This is a genomic window from Octadecabacter sp. R77987 (assembly GCF_042466115.1).
Classification (GTDB): Bacteria; Pseudomonadota; Alphaproteobacteria; order Rhodobacterales; family Rhodobacteraceae; genus SW4.
On sequence record NZ_JAXHBQ010000001.1, the window covers coordinates 124,083 to 142,119 of the forward strand.

Consider the following 18,037-nt stretch of genomic DNA (forward strand, 5'->3'; position numbering starts at 1 on the left):
TGACCATGATGGCCAATCAAATCGCCAGCTTTTTCGCCACTCAGCCTGATGCGGACAAGGCGGGCCGCGTGGCCGATCACCTGCGCGAATTCTGGGAGCCGCGGATGCTGGACCAGCTTTATGCCCATCTGGACGCGGGGGGCGTGGGGCTTTCCCCGCTGGCGCTGGACGCTGCGCAAAAACTGCGGGCCACGGCCTAGACCGGGTTGAAACCCGCGTTGCGACCCCGTCACGCCTTGTAAGCAGCCCGCGCGCGCCCTACCGTTCGCCGAACGCTGACACGAGGCCAGATTGCTCCGACCCCTGCTCAAAACCGCCGCGCGGCGCTATATGGACGTGACCCTGCGGGTAGGCGCGCGCAACGTGCGTATTCTTGAACGCCCCGGCGCGTGGATGGAGGCGCAGGCGCTGGCCACGCTTAGCGCCGATCTACGGCGAGTGGCGGGGCGAACACTGAAGGGGGCGCTGACCTACGGTGTGTTTTCCGGCGATGCCGACGTCATGAAAGATGTCATTATTACAGTCGTTTACGGTCCGGACGGCACGCCGATTGCCTTTAACGCCCTTGCCATCATGCAGGTCCAGACCCGTCCGCGCGCCCGCGAAGTGCTGCACCTTGGCCTTGTGATGATCGACCCGGACGCGCGCCAGGAAGGGCTGGGCTGGGTGCTTTATGGCCTCACCTGTTTTCTGATCTTTCTGCGCAACCAGATGCGCCCGCTCTGGGTTTCCAACGTCACGCAGGTGCCTGCGGTGGTAGGCATGGTCAGCACCGTCTTTTCCGATGTCTGGCCGCGCCCTGATGGCGGGCGTTGCCCCTTGCAACATCTGCTGCTGGCCCGCGCGATCATGGCCGCGCATCGCCCCGTCTTTGGCGTGGGCGAGGAGGCGGCATTTGATGAATCCCGCTTTGTGATCGAACGCGCCTACACGGGCGGTTCCGATGACCTGCAAAAGACATGGGACACAGCCCCCAAACACCGCGATGACAGGTTCAATACCTTTTGCGCCGACCAGCTGGACTACACGCGCGGCGATGATGTGCTGCAATTGGGCCGGATGGACACAAGCGCCATGCGCCGCTTTCTGGCGCGCGAAGTGCCCCGCGCTGCGCGGTTCCGCCTGCTGGGTGCGGGTGCGCTTGTCGCCTTGCAACGCCTTGTTTTGCCATTGATTTATTGGTCCGACAGTCGGCAGGATTACGGTATCTTGCGGGGCCGGTCATGACCCCGGCCGCCCCCATGATCGGGCAGGTCTATCTGTCGCTTGCAGCCCTTGGCGGGATCGCCTTGCTTTATAATGTGCTGCGCGCCCGCGCGCCCTTTGATCCGTTGAACCGCCGGTTCCTGTTCGTGCTGCGGGTCTTGATGCTGATCTTTGCGGGCCGCGCCCTGATCATCCTGACGGGCATCGACGCATTCCGCTTTTTCGTGCTTTTGGGGGCCGCATTGGTGCCCCTTGCGGTGCTGCTGTTGACCGAAGGATTGCTGCGCCGCCATGCCCCGCCATGGGCCAAACTGATCATCGGCGTGGGCACGGCGCTGTTTGCCGTGCTGGCCTTTTGGGTGGGCGACAACATTGATCCGGCCCGCCTTGCGGGCCTGCTGGTGTTTCAACTGATCGGGTTTGCCATCGGCGGCTGGCTGGTGTTGACCCGTGATCGCACAACCCTGAACGCGCCGGAAAACCGCGCCGTTGACCGGCTGGCGCTGTCGCTTTTGTTGCTGGTGCCATTGGGGGCCACGGATTTTCTGATAGATTATCTGGGGCAACCGGCACAGGTCTCGCCCCTTGCGGTGCTGTTTCTGTGCTGGCTGGCGATCAGCCTTGCGCGCGCGCAAACCGGCCACGGCGCGCCATTGCTGGGCTTTGGTGCGGCATTGCTGGGCGCGGGCTGCGCGGCGGTCGCCATCGCCTTTGCCGCCGGAATGGGCTGGCAGGGTGCGCTTCTGACGCTGGCGATTATCGGCGCGACCATGTTGCTGGCGATGATTTTTGTCGATACCCGCAGCCTGCACAGCGACCTGCAAAGCCAGACCTTGCTACGCCATATGGCGCAGGGCGAGGGGGCGACATCGGCTGATTTCCTGCGTGGGTTGGCGGCACACCCGCTGGTGCAGGGGGCTGCCTTTATTGACATCGGTGCACATGACGATCTGGATGCCCGCGTGCTGGCGCGCATTTTTACCCGCACCCCTGTCTTGCGCCGCATGGACGGCGATCATGCAGGCGCTGAGGCCGAACATATCGCCCATCTTTTTGCGCGGTTCGGTGCGAGCCATTTTCTGCTGGTCGGGGATGCGCCTCTGCGCCTGCTTGCGCTGTCCTTGCCCAGCATTACCGCCGCCCCGCGCACCGAACTGGAACTGGCGGCCCTGCAACGCATGGCGTGGTTGATGGGGCAAGCGGATGCTTAGCGCGGCAGTCATTGATCAGGTCGTGACCCGCGCGAGCCTTGCGCCCTCGGTCCATAACACCCAGCCGACCCGCTGGATGATCACGGACACGGGCGTCGATGTTTATTGTGACACGCGCCTGATCCTGCCCCACGCTGATCCGGACGGGCGAGGTGCCGCGCTGTCCTGCGGTGCTGCAATCGAGGCGGCGGTGCTGGCCCTGTCGGCCAACGGGATCGGCGCTGATGTGAAAGACCTCTGGCATCTGGGCCATGACGGGGCCGATCACTTGCGCCTGATCGCGCGGATTGATTTGACGGGCAAGGGGGCCGAGGACGGCTTGCATTCCCAGCTTGAACGCCGCTTTACCTGGCGCGGCTTGTTTGATGACACCCCTGTGGCGCTCTTTGGCTGGACCCGCCCCGATGCGGTCTTGGTCACGGACGAGCAGGGCCGCGCGTTTCTGGCCGATATCAACGACCGCGCCAGCCTGAAAATCATGCAGTCACGCCCGTTTCGCCGCGAGCTGCGCAGCTGGATGCGCCTGCGCCCCGATCACCCGCGCGCGCCACACGACGGGATGAGCTTGGCCGCCCTGCGCATGACACCGGCCGAAGGGCGCGGGGCCGGTCTGGCCCTTGGCCCGCTTTGGCCGTTGCTGCACCTGCTGGGGCGCACCAAAACCCTGACAGCCGAGGCCGAAGCGACCAAAAGCGCCGCCCTGATTGCGCTGTTTCACCGCCCCGCTGGCGAAAGCCCGATTGAAAGCGGGCGCGCCTATCTGCGCATGTGTCTTGAGGCGGCAAGCCTTGGCATGGCAGGCTGGCCGATGGCCGCGATCAGCGACGATCCGACGACACGGGCCGATACCTGCGCACGCTTCGGGATCGGCGCGGACCGGCGGCTGGTTCAGGCGATCCGTTTCGGACGGGCAGGCGGCGCGGCCCCGCCACGTGCACGGCGACCATTATCCGAGGTGATCTTGTGACAATTGCAACGCGCCGCGCGCAGGCACGCGCCCTGTTTGACGCAGGTGTGGCGGCTGCCGATCCGGTCGCCGCAACAACCCGTGCGCTGGTGCAATCGCCCGTTCCCGCGACCCTGATCATCGCGGTCGGCAAGGCCGCGCGCGGGATGGCGCAGGCGGCGATGGCGGCTTGCCCCAACGTGCCCTGCCTGATCGTGACAAACGACGAAAACGCCGCGCCGCTGGCAGGCGCGCAGGTCATGGCGGCAGGCCACCCTGTGCCTGACGAACGCGGCGCGCGGGCGGCTGACATGGTGATTGCGGCACTTGAAGGGGTCGGCGCCGGTGATCACGTGTTGGTGCTTGTGTCAGGCGGCGGGTCCGCGCTATTGCCTGCGCCGGTGCAGGGCGTGTCACTGGCGGATAAGGCGGCGATGAACAACCTGTTGCTGGCGTCCGGCGCGGACATCATGCAGATGAACCTCGTGCGCCAGCAGCTTTCACGCCTCAAGGGTGGGGGGCTCTTGCGTATCGCGGCCCCCGCATCGGTAACGGCGCTGATCCTGTCGGACGTTATGGGCGACGATTTGCGCGCTGTGGCTTCGGGGCCGACTGCCGCACCACTGGGGACCAAGGCGCAAGCGTGCAACATCTTGCAAAGCTTTGATATCTGGGAGAAATGCCCTAGGTCGGTGCGCGACCACCTAAGCGGCGTGGACACCGCCACGGATATCCCCAGAGCCGACAACCATCTGATTGGCGCGAACCCGATCAGCCTGCGTGCGATGGCCGCCCTTGTCCCTGACGCCCATGTCATCGCCGACCCCATCGAGGGGGATGTCGCTGCCGCCGCCCGCGTGATCTGTGACGCCGCAGCCCCCGGCATCACCCTTTGGGGTGGTGAAACCACAGTGCACCTGCGCGGCACGGGGCGTGGCGGGCGCAATCAGGAACTGGCGCTGCGTATCGCGCTTGAAGCCCGCGCGCGCGGCTGGACCGCGGGATGGGTCTGCCTTCAGGGGGGCACCGACGGGCGCGACGGGCCAACGGATGCGGCAGGCGGGCTGGTTGATAGCGGGACGCTGGGGCGGATTGATAATGTGGCAGCGTTGCTTGCCAACAACGACAGCTACGCCGCGCTGGAACAGGCGGGTGATTTGCTGATCACCGGGGCAACGGGGACGAATGTGGCGGATCTGGGCGTCTTGATCCGGCCATAGGGCGCGCCGTAACCGCTGCCACAATCGGGCGATGATCTGACGGATGGGGCGCGGGCATCTTTGGCACCGGCTCCATGCGGACCTGTAACTGGTCGCAATGCGCGATCCGGTCCAGCGGCAAGAGCGGCAGCGTTGATGGAAAAGTGCGCGCCGCGGGCAGGATTGTAAAATCCTGCGCAATCCGGCCCAAGCCCACGCGGGTGGACCTTTCGTTGAAATCACCGGCAATGACCGTTGGCATCGGTGCAAGCCCGCCAATGAAATCGCGGACATAATCAAGCTGGCGGCGGCGCGAGCGGCGCAGCAACCCCAGATGCACCCCGACAACACGGATCGGCCCCAGCGCGCTAAGCAGATCAACAACAACCGCGCCGCGCGGTTCTGCGCTTGGCAGGTCAAGCCGGTGCACATCTTGCGCGACAATGTCGGGTCGCACCAGCAGCGCGATCCCGTGCCAGCCCAGCGAGCGGTCATCGCCCGCTACAGGCACAAGCCCGGTCATGTCACGCAAAAGATCACGGGGCAGGGCAGAGGGGCGCGCGCCCATGCGAAAATCGGCCTCTTGCAGGGTGACAATATCGGCCTTCAGGGCGGCGATTGCGCGCAGGGTGCGCGCGGGATCGCGGCGCAAATCCGTACCCAGTCCGGCGCGGATATTATAGCTGGCAATACGCAAGGCGGTTTGAAACTCGGGCTCCATGCCCCCTATATAGTGGTAAGCGCCACACAATTGTAGAGGACACCCATGCCGCAAACGCGTGACCCGCGCATCGTTCGCCTGCTTCAGGGCGTTCTGATCCTCGCCATGGCGGGCGGCGTTTACGAGGGGCGTTGGTCGATGGTTTTCATCGCGCTTGCCACGCTTGTCCTGACCTATGTGCCGCGTCGTTTCGCGCATTGGATCGGTGTTGAACTGCCTGCCAGTTTCATCGTCGCCATCGTGTTCTTCATCTTTGCCACGCTTTTTTTGGGCGAGGTGTTCGATTTCTACGAGCGTTATTTCTGGTGGGACATCGCCTTGCACTTCGGCAGTGCGATGGGGTTTGGCCTCTTGGGCTTCCTGTTTATCTTTACCCTTTTCGCAGGTGACAGATACGCGGCCCCACCGGTCGCGATTGCGTTCCTGTCGTTTTGTGTGGCGATTGCGATTGGCGCCCTGTGGGAGATTTTCGAGTTTTCAATGGATCAGGTTTTCGGGCTGAATATGCAGAAGTCGGGCCTGCTGGATACGATGTATGACCTGATGATCGACACATTGGGCGCGGCCCTTGGGGCTTTGGCAGGGTTCTTTTACCTCAAGGGGCGGCAGTTTGGCGGGCTTGGCGCGCTGATTGACCAGTTTGTCGGGTTGAACGGACGGCTGTATCGCAAACTGCGCAAGCGTAAATAGGCGCGGCTGTTGGGATTTTGGTAAGGTTTTGCCGTCAGATTGGTGGCGCAACAAACCATAAGGACAAGCAGAATGCTGACGATTCCTCCGGGCGTGGGCCATCAGGCCAGCGCGCCCACACGCCCCGTGCAGCCCCCCCAAGATACCAGTGCGGGCACGCAGATGGCCGTGCATGACGGCGAAACCAGCGCGCCACCACCACCCGCAAACCGGATCAGCGGGGCCGATGCGCAGGCGCTTGTGCAGGGACTGATTGGCGGCAACAGCGGCACCGGTGCCACAAACGTCAACGCCGTGTCACAACGCATGGTCGCGGATGCGCAGGCCGGTTATGGCGGTGCGGCGCTGAATGCATCCCTGTCGCAGGTGAAATAGGGCCACCGTTCGGCAGCGCGGCCCGCGCTAGTCGACGGGCAGGCCGCTGGGCACGGCGTCGGGGCGACCCATGGGGCGGGTCAGGGCGGTTTTCCCGGTCAAGGCACCCAGAAATGCCACAAGATCGGCAACCTCGCTGTCACGCAGGATCACAGGCGTCACATCCAGCGCCGCCGCCTGACGCGCCATTTCGCGGATATCGCTGCGGATCGCAAGATCCCCGCCCGCCAGCCAAGGCACATCGGGCAGGGCGGCCATTTGCGGCGTCCAGATCGCGGACATCGCGACCGGATCGGCCATATGCCGGACCATCAGATCAAGGGTCGGGTAGGCGCCGTTGTGGCCATAAGGCGCGGTCAGGGCGACATTGCGCAAGGACGGTGTGCGAAAGCGATAGGCATCCTCAAGCAGGTCCGTCTCGCCCATCCGCCCAACATCGCGCGGCATCGGATCAAACCGCCGTGTGCGCCCGGGGCCAAACGCGGGCAAACCGACCGCGTGAAAATCCTGATCGGTGAACAGCGGCCCACTGTGACAGGCGCTGCATCCCGCATCGCCAAAGAACAACACGCGCCCGCGTTCCGCATCGTCAGGCAGGGGCGTTCCATCAAGCAACAGGGCGTCATAGGGGCTGTCGAAACTTTGCCATTCCAGCGCGATGAACGCGCCGATGGCATTGCCGATGTCCACAATCGTCACCTGCGAGGGGTCATCAATGTGGTCAAAGGCATCCACGAACATCTCGCCATATGCGGGTATCGTGCGCACCCGCTGCGCAAGGATCGGCCAGGCCGCATCTATGCGGTCGTGCACAGCACCCGCGATCTCGTTTTCTGACGGATTTCCGGCCATTTCAAACTGCGCGACAAGCGGAAACAACGCCTGGGCGGCCAGCACCGTATCAAGCCCCTGTGGCAACCATTCCTCGGCCGGGGAATCGTAGCCGTTGCCATAGATGTCGGATACCGAAAGCCGTCCATCATGAAACAGGGTTGTCACAGACACATGGCCCAGGTTCCACAGCGCGGGGGCATTGCGCGGGATACGCTTGCGGATGGCATCGCCGCCCGTGCCCGCGGTGCGTTCAGCCCCGATGCCTTGCCCGCCTTCGCCAATCCCAAGCGAAAGCCCGTCAGCGCCGCCCAGATCGTGATGATGGCAGGTGCCGCAGGCGATATTGCGATTGCCGCTCAGGATCTTGTCATAAAACAGCAATTGCCCAATGCGGGCTTGCGCCACGTCCGCCTGCACGTAGTCTGACAGGGAAACGGGATCGGCGGCACTGGCCGTAGCCCAGACACACAACAGTCCGGCGAGGGTGCGATGAAACAATTTCTGGCGATATTTCTGTTGGCCGCGACGCCTGCGCTGGCTGATATGGAACATGCGCGCGACCTGATGGAAGAAGGGCGTTTCCAAGAAGCCCGCGTGGCCTTTTTGCCCTATGCCCGTTCCGGGAATGCCGACGCCGAAGAACTGATCGGGGTGATGTATGCCCTTGGCCTTGGGGTTGAACGCGACGATACTCGCGCGTTCGAGTGGTATCTCAGGGCATCGTTGAAAGGGCATGCGGGCGCTCAATCCGGGATCGGGTGGTATTATGAAACGGGGCGCGGATTGCCCGCGCCTGACTTGGTCCGAGCCTATATGTGGTATGCACTTTCGGCAATCGGCGGTGACGTGGATGCGCCCGACAGTCTGGAAAGCATCACGCCGAAACTGACAGCATCCGAGCGTGCACTGGCAGAAACACTGGTCGATGATTACCGCGTCTGGATGTATCCGTTCCGTTAGGTGTCATGAAAAGGGCCGCCCGCATGGGGCGGCCCAGTTTCGGCGGTCTTGGATCGCCTAGTTCAGATCGCTTTCATAGCCCGCGGAAAGGTCGGCTTCGACCTCGCTTACGGCGGCCAACAGCGCGTCAAGGATCTCGTTGCCACCGTCGACGTTGTCGCGGAACCAGTCCTGCACGGGTGCTGCGGCTTCGGCGAAAAGCGCCTTTTCCTCGGGTGTTGGCACGTAAAGATCACCACCACCGGCAACGAAATCGGCGTAAGCCTGGATCGAGTTGCGCTTGGGCGCGGCAAATGTCGCCTGTTGCAACTGGGCAAAACCGTCAACCACGACACGGCGCAGGTCTTCTGGCATCGCCATGAAATTTTCGTTGCTCATCCACCAGAGCGCACCCATGTAGGCGTGCCCGTCCAGCGTGACATATTGCAGACCCGCATCAGGGAATTTCATGCCCATGATGTCGGTGATGCCGTTCTTGGACCCTTCAACAACGCCCGTCTGGAACGATGTGAACAGTTCGGGCCACGGGATCGGCGTCGGCGATGCACCCAGTGCGCGCACCAGTTCCTGCGGCAGGTCGGCCACAACCGTGCGGATTTTCAGGCCTTCCATGTCTGTCGGCGTCTGCACGCGGCGCTGGGTGTTGGCAAAGTTGCGCCACCCGCCCGTGTTGCCGATGGTCATCAGACGGATCGCGCCGTCCGATGTTTCCAGCGCCATGTCGCGCATCGTGCGCACGAAATCGCCCTGCAACACGGCCTCGGCCACGCGGTCGTCCGCCATCAGATAGGGCAGATCAAGCACCTGCACATAAGGGAAGATGCCAGCGGCCCCGCCGGATGTGGAAATGTAGACGTCGATGGACCCTTCGGCGACACCTTCAAGGCATTCCGCACCGGTTGAACACAGCTGCGTGCCGATGAACAGTTCCACGGCGATCCGCCCGTTCGATGCGGCCTCGACGTAGTCCTTGAACACGATCAGACCGTCATAGTCTTCGTCGTTTTCGTTGCTGTTGGCGGTGGCACGGATGGTAAATTCCGTATGCGCCTCGGCCCAAGCGGCGGTGCCGCCAAAGGCAAAGGCGGCCAGCGCGGCAGCTTTGGTCAGGTGTTTCAGCATTTTTGGTTCCTCCCTTTATGCTATGGTTCTTAGTTGGTTGGGGGCGCGGGATTGATACAGGCCTGAAAGCCGATATCCTCTCCGCAGCCCAGAAAGCCCGTGAGGTAAGGCACGGTCATGGAAATTTCGGGGACATAGGTGATCAGGAAGATCACCAGCACTTCGACCGCAAGAAACGGCAGGATCGCGCGGGCGATGGTTTCCACCTTTTCGCCCGACACGGTGCTGGCCACGAATAACACCAGCCCCATCGGCGGTGTCGCCAACCCCACAGTCAGGTTGACCGACATGATGATCGCGAAATGCACCGGATGCACGCCCAGATCGACAAAGATCGGCCCCAGGATTGGTCCAAGGATGATGATCGCTGGGCCGGCATCCAGAAACATGCCGACGATGAACAGCAAAATATTGATCAAAAACAACAGGATCAGCGGGTTTTCCGACAGGCCCAGAATGGCGTCCGACAGGATTTGCGGCGCATAGGACAGGCTGACCACGGTCTTGAAGGCTACCGCCGCCCCCACCAGCAACAGCACCGCCGACGTGGCCAGCGCGCTGCGCGTCAGGATGCCCGACAGATCACGCAATTTCATCGAACGCAGCACGAAAAAGCTGACGATCAGCGCATAGGCGACAGCCACGGCGCTTGCCTCGGTCGGGGTGAAAACCCCCACCAGAATGCCGCCCAGAATGATGATCGGCGTTTGCAGCGGCGCCACGGCCTTTTTGCAGACCATGCGGAAATCATCCGACACCTGCCCGCGATAATACATCATCAGCGCATGGGCGATCAGGGTTGTAACGACGAACACGATCCACAGGTTGACGCTGTGCACGCGGTCGCCGTTTTCATCCAGAACCGCCAGCCCGATGCGTGTGGACAGCCCCGCATAGATCGCCATGAGCAGACCGGCGATATTGAGGCGGATCAGCGCGAAACTGACCCAGTATTCCACTGCACTGATGCTTTGGTCGCGCTGCACGATACGTTCGGCCTTGGGCAGGTCGTATTTGTCGGCCAGCACCCGCACCATGACCATCAAGCCCAGTCCGACCATGATACCCGGCACGATTCCGGCCAGAAACAGCGCCGCCACGCTTTCGCCCATCACATAGGCATAGATGATCATGATGCCGCTGGGCGGAATGATCGGGCCAATGACCGAACTGGCGGCGGTGATTGCCGCGGCGAATTTGCGGGTATAGCCGTTCTTTTCCATTGCCGGAATAAGCGTGGACCCCAGCGCCGAGGTATCGGCAACCGCCGACCCCGACAGCCCCGCAAACAGGATCGACGACAGGATGTTCACATGCGCCAGCCCGCCGCGCAGATGCCCCATGAAGGCTTGGGAAAATTCCACCAGCCGGGTGGTGATCCCGCCCCGGTTCATGATTTCGCCCGCCAGCATGAAGAACGGCAGGGCCATTAGCGGAAAGCTGTCCATCCCGTTGTAAAGATTGCGATAAAGACCGGCGACAACATTGCGCTGATCGCCCTCCAGCATCACCAGAGCAAAGGGCGAGGCCAGCAGCGCAAAGACCACCGGCAGGCCGATCATGATCAGGATCAGGAACAGGGGCAGGAACCACAACAACATCAGTCGGCCCCCGCGAATTCTGCAGGCGCAATGGGCGGAATACTGTCACCCTTGCCCAGCACAACCATGATCTGGCGCAGGATCAGTTCAACGCTGACAACGATCATCAGAACAACGCCCACCAGCAGGCTGGCATATTGCCAGTTGTTGCGGAACTTGATCCGCTCGCCGCCGATCCAGTCCAGCGGGATCCGCAATGACGCCGAGGCGCCGCGCCCCGACAGGCTGTCCACATGGTTGTTCCAGCCGCGATCAAAACAGATCAGCAGCACCCACAGCGAAATGGCCATCAGAACCAGTGTCAGCAAGGCCGAAAGCCGTGGCGAAACCGCTCGTTCCAGCATGTCGATGGCCACGAAACCGCCGCGCCGGAAGGCAAGGGGGGCCATCAACCCCACCATCCAAAGCATGCCGAAACGGGCGGCTTCCTCGGTCCAGTTGGGGGCATCGTCCAGCACATAGCGAAAGAACACCTGCACGAGGATCAGCGCGACCATCACCGCAAGGGCTGCCACAGCGATGCCCTGACCCGCGCGATGAATGGCGGTGTTGAGCGTGGCATGTGCGGCGATGCTGGCCTTGGGGCGGATCAGCAGAAGGGCGGCGAAAACCGCCATAGCCAGATGGATCAGCAACAGCCCATCGACGCCGAACAGCGGGTCGCGCAGGTCTTCGTTGCCGCCAATGACGAACAGGACGGCATAAATCGCCGCCAATCCGATAGAGGCCAGAATGACTGGCATATCGTCTCCTCCCTTTGTTGGCCAATCGGCCTTTTTATTTTGAAAGCAAGGTCTTGTGCCTTGTCTTTCATGTCAGCCCTTGATGCTGACAAACCGTCCCGCCTGAAACAAGAGCGGCAAGCCGCCGCGAAAAGCGGCCCTGTGCACGCGCCCGATCAGGATCACATGATCACCTGCATCATGGGATGCCTCAAGCGTGCATTCAAAGCGCGCGAGGCAGCCGTCAATCAGCGGGGTGTTGTTGTTGTCCGTGGACCAGTCCAGCCCGTCAAAGGCGGATTTGTCACGGGTGAATCCATCGCAAATCGCGCGCTGGTGGCCATCAAGGACATGGATCGCGAAATGCGGCGCAGTTGCGAAATAATCAAACCTTTTGCTGGACTTGGCCGGTGACCACAGCACCAAAGGCGGGTCGAGCGACACCGAGGCAAAGCTGTTGGCGGTGATCCCGACGGGGCCATCCGCGCTCTGCGTCGTCACCACGGTGACACCGGTGGCGAACGCCCCCAGCGCGTCACGATACCCGCGTGGGTCATCCTGTGGCGCGAAACCGTTCATGGCAGCCATGCTCCCTCCATCCATCTAGGGAACCTCGTGGCCAAGGGCGGCCGTGTAAAGGGAAAACCACGTGGCGCGATCCATTTTTACCTTAAGAGCGTCCGACAATGCACTGATCCGGCTGATATTATTCGTTCCCATCACGGGTGCGATATTTGCCGGATGCGCCAGCAGCCAGGCCACGGCGACCGCCGCCGCATCAACGCCATTCGCCGCCGCCACATCGGCCAGCGCCGCCTTGAGATCACCGGTGGCATTCATCAGCGCACCACCCCCCAGCGGCGACCACGCCATGATGGGCACGCCGCGTTCTTGCAGATAGGTCACATCGCCATTGGTGAAACCCTGATGGGCCGCAAGGCTCAACTCGATCTGGTTGGTCACGAGGCGCGCCTTCATCGCCGATTGCAGCAGCGTCCAGTCGTGCAGCTTGAAGTTTGACACGCCCACGGCGCGCACCTTGCCGCTGGCGACAACTTCGTCCAGCGCGGCACCTGTTTCGTGGTGATCCATCATCGGATCGGGGCGGTAAATCAACAGCACGTCGATCTTGTCCACATCCATCAGCCGCAGTGAATGATCGACCGACGCCAGAATATGCGCGCGGCTGGTGTCATAATACTTGCACGGCGCATCCGCGTAACGCCCCGCAGGTGCCACGATATCGCATTTGGTCACGACCTCGATCTGGTCCTTCAGGGCAGGGGCCGCTTTCAGCGCCGCACCCATGATTTCCTCGGCCATGTAACCGCCGTAAATATCGGCCTGATCCATCGTCGTGATGCCTTGGGCAAGGCAGGCTTCGATCTTGGTCTGAACGTGTTTTGGCGCGGTGTCGGAATCATCCCCCAGACGCCACATGCCATAGACGATCCGCGACATTGACAGGCCGGGTTGCAGGGTCACACGTTGCATCACAGGGCTCCGGACAGGGGGGTGTTTGGTGTTTGGGCGGGCAGGCGGCCATAGGCCTCTGGCAGGGAAATATTGGTCAGTTCGGGCAGAACAAGCCGGCCGAAATGCTGCGCCTCGTCGATATGGGGATAGCCCGACAGGATAAAGGCGCGAATGCCCATCTTGCGGTATTCTTCCAGCTCGCTCAGCACCTGATCGGCCGAGCCGACGATCGCGGCACCACAGCCCGAACGCGCGCGCCCGATCCCTGTCCACAAATGCCGCTCCACATAGCCGAACTGGTCGGCCAGTTCCCGCGCGCGGGCCTGATGGGACACGCCAAGGGAATGGGCATCATGCGCGCGTTCGCGCACAAGCCGCCCGTATTCATCGTCAAGTTTGGACACAAGGCTTTCGGCGTATTCGCGGGCCTCGGCCTCGGTGTCGCGCACGACCACATGCACGCGCAGACCGTAATCCAGCGTGCGGCCGTGCGCGGCGGCGCGCGCGTGCACGGCCTTCATCCGTTCGGCCAGTTGGTCCTTGGTTTCGGGCCACATCAGATAGACGTCGCACTGTGCCCCACACAACTCCAGCGCCTGCGGGGAATAACCACCAAAATAAAGCAGCGGCCCGCCGTTTTGCTGGTAGGGTTTCGCGGGGCCGGTGGGGACGCCGGAAAAGCTGTAGTGTTCGCCCTCGAAATCAATCGTCTCGCGGGTCCAGGCCTGCCGCAGGATTTCCACGACCTCGTGACTGCGCTGGTAGCGGAACGCGCTTTCTGCCTTTTCGCCCGGAAAATCCGACGAGATCACGTTCAGCGTCAGCCGCCCCTTGAGCATATGATCAAGGGCCGCGACCGTGCGCGCCAGCATGATCGGGTGCAATTCACCGCAACGGATCGCCGCCAGCATCTGGATCCGTTCGGTCAGCGGCGCCATGCCCGCCACGAATGTCAGCACATCCTGTCCAACCTGATAGGACGAGGGGCACAAAATGTTGGTGAACCCCTGCTTTTCGGATTCAAGAACGATGTCGCGGCAGTGCTCCCATGTGGGGGCCAGCGCCCCTTCGGGCACGCCCATGTAGCGATAGTCATCGCCGCAAAGCGCTGAAAACCATGACACTTCCGCGCCGTCCAGATCGGGTGATGTGATAGGAACGACGGTCATGATTCTCCCCCTTGGGCGCTGTGGTTTCGCCCTTGCTAGCACCTGCGACATATTGCATCAATGGTGTATCAATTTGTCGCATGGGCGCAGGAGGGCCGTGCATGAGTAACGCCGCCGCGCGCACGTCCTTGCCGCGATATGTCCAGATTTCCGAGATGCTGATCCGCGAAATTGCCGCTGGTGCACTGGTTGATGGTGCGCGCCTTCCGCCCGAACGGGATATGGCCGCCAGCCTTGGCACATCCGTCGGCACATTGCGCAAATCACTGGCGGATCTTGAACGCAAAGGCCTGCTGGAACGTGTGCAGGGGTCGGGCAACTATGTGCGCAACAAACGCACGCCCGAAGGGATTTACGCATTCTTCCGGCTGGAAAAGGTCAAGGGCGGCGGGTTGCCAACCGCGCGTGTGCTGGGCGTCGAGCGGCGCGCGAAACCTGCTGATGCGCCGGACTTTGGCCCTGATCGGCAGGGCCACAGAATCAGACGGCAGCGTTTTCTGGACGCCGACCAGATTGCGGTCGAGGAAATATGGCTTGACGGGTCGTGGGCCCAAACCCTTGATGCCGCAGCCTTGTCTGAATCGTTGTATCATTACTATCGCCGCGATCTGGGGTTGATCGTGGGCCGTGTCGAGGACCGCGTGGGCGTTGCACCCGTGCCTGATTGGGCAAAAGATGCGTTCCAACATGCGCCTGAAACCCCTGTTGGTTTTATCGAACGGGTCAGTTGGGATCAGAATGGCCAACGTGCCGAGTATTCGCGCACTTGGTATGATTATGAAAAGGCGAGGTACGTATCGCGCCTAGGTAAGGGCTAAAAAAGTTGAAAAATGTAAACTATGGCGTCATCGGTTGCGGCATGATGGCGCGCGAACACATCCAGAATATCGCGCTTTTGCCAGATGCGCGCGTGTCCGTGGTCTATGATCCGGTTGCAGATTTGGCGCAGGCCGCCGCGACCCTGGCAGGTGACGCGCATGTGGCCGACAGTCTTGATGCATTGCTGGCGCACAAGGACCTTGATGCGCTTGTCATCGTCAGCCCCAACAACCTGCATGTGGGGCAATTACGCCAAATCGCGGCGCAGCGCCCGCTGCCGATCCTGTGTGAAAAGCCGCTTTATACCGATCCGGCGGATGTGGCCGTGATTGACGATCTGCGCGCGCAGTATCCCCATCCCATATGGGTGGCGATGGAATACCGCTATATGCCGCCGGTCGCCGCGCTGATAGACCAAGCGGAATCCGCGACCGGCGGGATCAGCATGCTGTCGATCCGCGAACACCGTTTTCCGTTCCTGCCCAAGATTGGCGACTGGAACCGGTTTAACGAAAACACCGGCGGCACTTTGGTCGAAAAATGCTGTCACTTCTTTGATTTGATGCGGTTTGTTCTGAAATCCGACCCGGTGCGCGTGATGGCCAGTGCAGGGCAGGTGTTGAACCACAAGGACGAAAGCTATGGCGGGCGCGTGCCCGATATCTGGGACAGTGGCTATGTGATTGTCGATTTTGCCAGCGGCGCGCGCGCGATGCTGGAGCTGTGCATGTATGCCGAAGGCAGCCGCTATCAGGAAGAAATCAGCGCCGTTGGCCCCACCGGCAAGATCGAGGCATTCGTGCCCGGCCCCGGGCGGTTCTGGCCGCCCAAGCTGGGCGCGCCGCCTGTGGCGCAACTGATCGTCAGCCCGCGCAGCCCCAAGGGGCCGTTCGTGGCGGAAATTCCGGTCGATCCGGCCTTGTTGCAAGCGGGCGATCACAATGGCTCGACGTTCTATCAGCACCAGCGCTTCAATGCGGTTGTGCGCGGGCAGGGAACGGTCGAGGTGACATTGGATGATGGCGCCTGGGCGGTCGCGATGGGGCTGGCGGCACAGCAAAGCGCAACGTCTGGGCAGGCGGTGACGCTTTAGGAGCGCGTTTGTGGTGGTCAAGCCCGCCCGCGCATCCTATGACGGGGCCGCATTTGCCAACCGATGACCAGACCATGAACCTTGCCAACCACGCCCGGCTGTCCATCGCCCCTATGATGGATTGGACCGATCGCCATTGCCGGTATTTTCACCGGCTGATGTCGCGCGAGGCGTTGTTATACACTGAAATGGTCACGGCCCCGGCGCTGGTGCGCGGGGGGGCTGTGCATCTGCTGACACATGACCCTTCAGAACATCCCGTGGCCTTGCAGCTTGGCGGGTCAGACGCGCAGGAACTGGCGCAGGCGGCACGGATCGGCGCGGATCACGGCTATGACGAAATCAATCTCAATGTCGGATGCCCTAGCGACCGCGTGCAATCGGGCTGTTTTGGCGCGGTGTTGATGGAGCGCCCTTCACTGGTCGCCGAGTGCTGTGCGGCGATGATCGCCGCGCAACCCCGCGATGTCACCGTGAAGTGCCGGATCGGTGTGGATGATCAAGACCCCGCCGATATCCTGCCGCAGTTTATCGAAACCGTGGCCGCGGCAGGCGTTACACGCTTTGCGATCCATGCGCGCAAGGCCTGGCTGCAGGGGCTGTCCCCCAAGGAAAACCGCGATATTCCACCGCTTGATTATGATCTGGTGCATGCGATGAAACGGCAGTTTCCTGCGCTGCATATTTCGGTCAATGGCGGGGTTGAAACGCTGGAACAGGCGCGCGCCTTTCTGGACGCGGGCCTTGATGGCGTGATGATCGGGCGCGCGGCCTATCACAATCCGGCGTCTGTTCTACTGGCCGCTGATCCGGTGATTTTCGGCACGGGCAGCACCCGCAGCGCCACCGAAATCGTGCACGACATGCTGCCCTATATCGACGCGCATCTGGGCGCGGGCGGGCGCCTGCACCAGATCACGCGGCACATGTTGGGCCTGTTCACGGGCCGCCCCGGCGCACGCCAATGGCGGCGCATCCTGTCCGAGGGCGCCCATCACGACGGCGCGGGCACCGAGGTGGTGTTGCGCGCGCTTGATGCCATCGCGCCACAGGCCCACCTTGCAGGAGACCGCAATGTCTGACCCGAACCTGATGTTGGCCATGGCCGCGATGTTGCTGGCGATCGGCGCTTTTGCCGGGCTGCTTGCGGGCCTGTTGGGCGTGGGCGGCGGTATCGTTCTTGTGCCTGCGTTCTATTACGTGTTCGCGGCGATGGGCTATGATAGCCCACAGCTGATGCAGATGTGTCTGGCCACCTCCTTGGCGACAATCATCGTGACCTCGACCCGTTCGGTCCTGTCGCATCACAAAAAGGGCGCGGTTGACTGGACAATCCTGCGCGGCTGGGCACCGGGCATCATCATCGGAGCTGTGATCGGCGTGGCGGTGGCAAGTGCATTGCGATCCGGTGTCTTGCAGGCGATCTTTGGCGGCTTGGCGACTGTTGTCGGGCTTTACATGGTGTTCGGGCGCAACGACTGGCGTTTGGGTGATCAGATGCCGCAGGGGCCCGTGCGCTATGTCGTTTCCCCTGTGATCGGGTTTTTGTCAGTGTTGATGGGCATTGGCGGCGGATCATTCGGGGTGCCTGTAATGACGCTTTATGGTGTGCCGATCCACCGCGCCGTCGCCACGGCGGCGGGCATTGGCGTGATTATCGCGCTGCCTTCGGTGATCGGGTTCATGTTTGTCGATATGGCCGTAGCACCGCCCTTTAGCATTGGTGCCGTGAACTTGATCGCCTTTGGACTGGTGATCGCGATGACACTGATCACGGCCCCCATGGGTGCGGCGCTCGCCCACCGGATGGACCCGAAACCGCTGAAACGCGTGTTTGGTGTGTTTCTTTGCCTTGTGGCGCTGAACATGCTGCGCAAGGCGTCCGGTTTCTGA

At 62.2% G+C, this 18,037-nt stretch carries 20 protein-coding genes; 12 read left to right on the top strand and 8 right to left on the bottom strand.

What is annotated here, in order from left to right; genetic code table 11:
* Window positions 1-5 precede the first annotated feature (5 nt).
* From SJY21_RS00590 to SJY21_RS00610, 5 genes are all read left to right on the top strand, one after another.
* Window positions 6-200, top strand: a complete 195-nt coding sequence (locus SJY21_RS00590) for a formate dehydrogenase subunit delta (protein WP_377504695.1) — start codon at window positions 6-8, stop codon at window positions 198-200.
* Between the two features lie 91 nt (window positions 201-291).
* Entirely contained in the window at window positions 292-1,227 is a 936-nt protein-coding gene (locus SJY21_RS00595) for a hypothetical protein (RefSeq protein ID WP_377504698.1), read from the top strand.
* Entirely contained in the window at window positions 1,224-2,417 is a 1,194-nt protein-coding gene (locus SJY21_RS00600) for a hypothetical protein (RefSeq protein WP_377504701.1), read from the top strand. The genes SJY21_RS00595 and SJY21_RS00600 overlap by 4 nt, the downstream gene beginning before the upstream one ends.
* Window positions 2,410-3,384: a hypothetical protein gene (locus tag SJY21_RS00605; protein ID WP_377504704.1), complete on the top strand. Its 975-nt coding sequence runs from the start codon at window positions 2,410-2,412 to the stop codon at window positions 3,382-3,384. The genes SJY21_RS00600 and SJY21_RS00605 overlap by 8 nt, the downstream gene beginning before the upstream one ends.
* Window positions 3,381-4,583 (top strand): glycerate kinase, encoded by a 1,203-nt coding sequence (locus SJY21_RS00610; RefSeq protein ID WP_377504707.1) that lies wholly within the window; start codon window positions 3,381-3,383, stop codon window positions 4,581-4,583. Before SJY21_RS00605 ends, SJY21_RS00610 begins: the two co-directional genes overlap by 4 nt.
* Here the strand turns inward: SJY21_RS00610 and SJY21_RS00615 are convergent.
* Window positions 4,528-5,283 carry an endonuclease/exonuclease/phosphatase family protein gene (locus SJY21_RS00615; RefSeq protein ID WP_377504710.1) on the bottom strand — a complete coding sequence of 252 codons (756 nt, stop codon included), beginning with the start codon at window positions 5,281-5,283 and terminating at the stop codon, window positions 4,528-4,530. The two genes, SJY21_RS00610 and SJY21_RS00615, sit on opposite strands and share 56 nt — an antisense overlap.
* A gap of 45 nt (window positions 5,284-5,328) precedes the next feature.
* Here SJY21_RS00615 and SJY21_RS00620 point away from each other — a divergent pair, with 45 nt between their 5' ends.
* Both SJY21_RS00620 and SJY21_RS00625 read left to right on the top strand, forming a co-directional pair.
* The gene (locus tag SJY21_RS00620) at window positions 5,329-5,973 is read left to right on the top strand and encodes a hypothetical protein (protein ID WP_377504713.1); all 645 of its coding nucleotides are present in this window, start codon (window positions 5,329-5,331) and stop codon (window positions 5,971-5,973) included.
* A 72-nt stretch (window positions 5,974-6,045) separates the two neighbouring features.
* The gene (locus SJY21_RS00625) at window positions 6,046-6,348 is read left to right on the top strand and encodes a hypothetical protein (protein ID WP_377504714.1); all 303 of its coding nucleotides are present in this window, start codon (window positions 6,046-6,048) and stop codon (window positions 6,346-6,348) included.
* A gap of 27 nt (window positions 6,349-6,375) precedes the next feature.
* On the opposite strand, the gene SJY21_RS00630 is transcribed toward SJY21_RS00625, so the two are convergent.
* Entirely contained in the window at window positions 6,376-7,680 is a 1,305-nt protein-coding gene (locus SJY21_RS00630) for a cytochrome-c peroxidase (protein ID WP_377504716.1), read from the bottom strand.
* Between SJY21_RS00630 and SJY21_RS00635 the strand changes: the two genes are divergently transcribed.
* On the top strand, window positions 7,672-8,142 hold the full coding sequence (locus SJY21_RS00635) for a tetratricopeptide repeat protein (RefSeq protein ID WP_377504718.1): 471 nt from the start codon (window positions 7,672-7,674) through the stop codon (window positions 8,140-8,142). The two genes, SJY21_RS00630 and SJY21_RS00635, sit on opposite strands and share 9 nt — an antisense overlap.
* A 57-nt stretch (window positions 8,143-8,199) precedes the next feature.
* Here SJY21_RS00635 and dctP read toward each other — a convergent pair whose 3' ends face one another.
* The 6 genes from dctP to SJY21_RS00665 all read right to left on the bottom strand — a co-directional run bounded on the left by dctP (window position 8,200) and on the right by SJY21_RS00665 (window position 14,232).
* Entirely contained in the window at window positions 8,200-9,264 is a 1,065-nt protein-coding gene (gene dctP, locus SJY21_RS00640) for a TRAP transporter substrate-binding protein DctP (RefSeq protein ID WP_377504721.1), read from the bottom strand.
* A 29-nt stretch (window positions 9,265-9,293) separates the two neighbouring features.
* On the bottom strand, window positions 9,294-10,865 hold the full coding sequence (locus SJY21_RS00645) for a TRAP transporter large permease (protein WP_377504724.1): 1,572 nt from the start codon (window positions 10,863-10,865) through the stop codon (window positions 9,294-9,296).
* Window positions 10,865-11,608: a TRAP transporter small permease gene (locus SJY21_RS00650; RefSeq protein ID WP_377504727.1), complete on the bottom strand. Its 744-nt coding sequence runs from the start codon at window positions 11,606-11,608 to the stop codon at window positions 10,865-10,867. The genes SJY21_RS00645 and SJY21_RS00650 overlap by 1 nt, the downstream gene beginning before the upstream one ends.
* A gap of 72 nt (window positions 11,609-11,680) precedes the next feature.
* Window positions 11,681-12,166 (bottom strand): flavin reductase family protein, encoded by a 486-nt coding sequence (locus SJY21_RS00655; protein ID WP_377513084.1) that lies wholly within the window; start codon window positions 12,164-12,166, stop codon window positions 11,681-11,683.
* 24 nt (window positions 12,167-12,190) lie between these two features.
* Window positions 12,191-13,081, bottom strand: a complete 891-nt coding sequence (locus SJY21_RS00660; RefSeq protein WP_377504730.1) for an aldo/keto reductase family oxidoreductase — start codon at window positions 13,079-13,081, stop codon at window positions 12,191-12,193.
* Window positions 13,081-14,232, bottom strand: coding sequence for an LLM class flavin-dependent oxidoreductase (locus SJY21_RS00665; RefSeq protein WP_377504733.1), 1,152 nt, complete (start codon window positions 14,230-14,232; stop codon window positions 13,081-13,083). Before SJY21_RS00665 ends, SJY21_RS00660 begins: the two co-directional genes overlap by 1 nt.
* A gap of 101 nt (window positions 14,233-14,333) precedes the next feature.
* Between SJY21_RS00665 and SJY21_RS00670 the strand changes: the two genes are divergently transcribed.
* The 4 genes from SJY21_RS00670 (at window position 14,334) to SJY21_RS00685 (ending at window position 18,037) form a co-directional block, all read left to right on the top strand.
* On the top strand, window positions 14,334-15,050 hold the full coding sequence (locus SJY21_RS00670) for a GntR family transcriptional regulator (RefSeq protein ID WP_377504736.1): 717 nt from the start codon (window positions 14,334-14,336) through the stop codon (window positions 15,048-15,050).
* Between the two features lie 5 nt (window positions 15,051-15,055).
* Window positions 15,056-16,144: a Gfo/Idh/MocA family protein gene (locus SJY21_RS00675; protein WP_377504739.1), complete on the top strand. Its 1,089-nt coding sequence runs from the start codon at window positions 15,056-15,058 to the stop codon at window positions 16,142-16,144.
* Window positions 16,145-16,218: 74 nt separating this feature from the next.
* On the top strand, window positions 16,219-17,226 hold the full coding sequence (gene dusA / locus SJY21_RS00680) for a tRNA dihydrouridine(20/20a) synthase DusA (RefSeq protein ID WP_377513086.1): 1,008 nt from the start codon (window positions 16,219-16,221) through the stop codon (window positions 17,224-17,226).
* Window positions 17,219-18,037 carry a sulfite exporter TauE/SafE family protein gene (locus SJY21_RS00685; RefSeq protein ID WP_377504742.1) on the top strand — a complete coding sequence of 273 codons (819 nt, stop codon included), beginning with the start codon at window positions 17,219-17,221 and terminating at the stop codon, window positions 18,035-18,037. The genes dusA and SJY21_RS00685 overlap by 8 nt, the downstream gene beginning before the upstream one ends.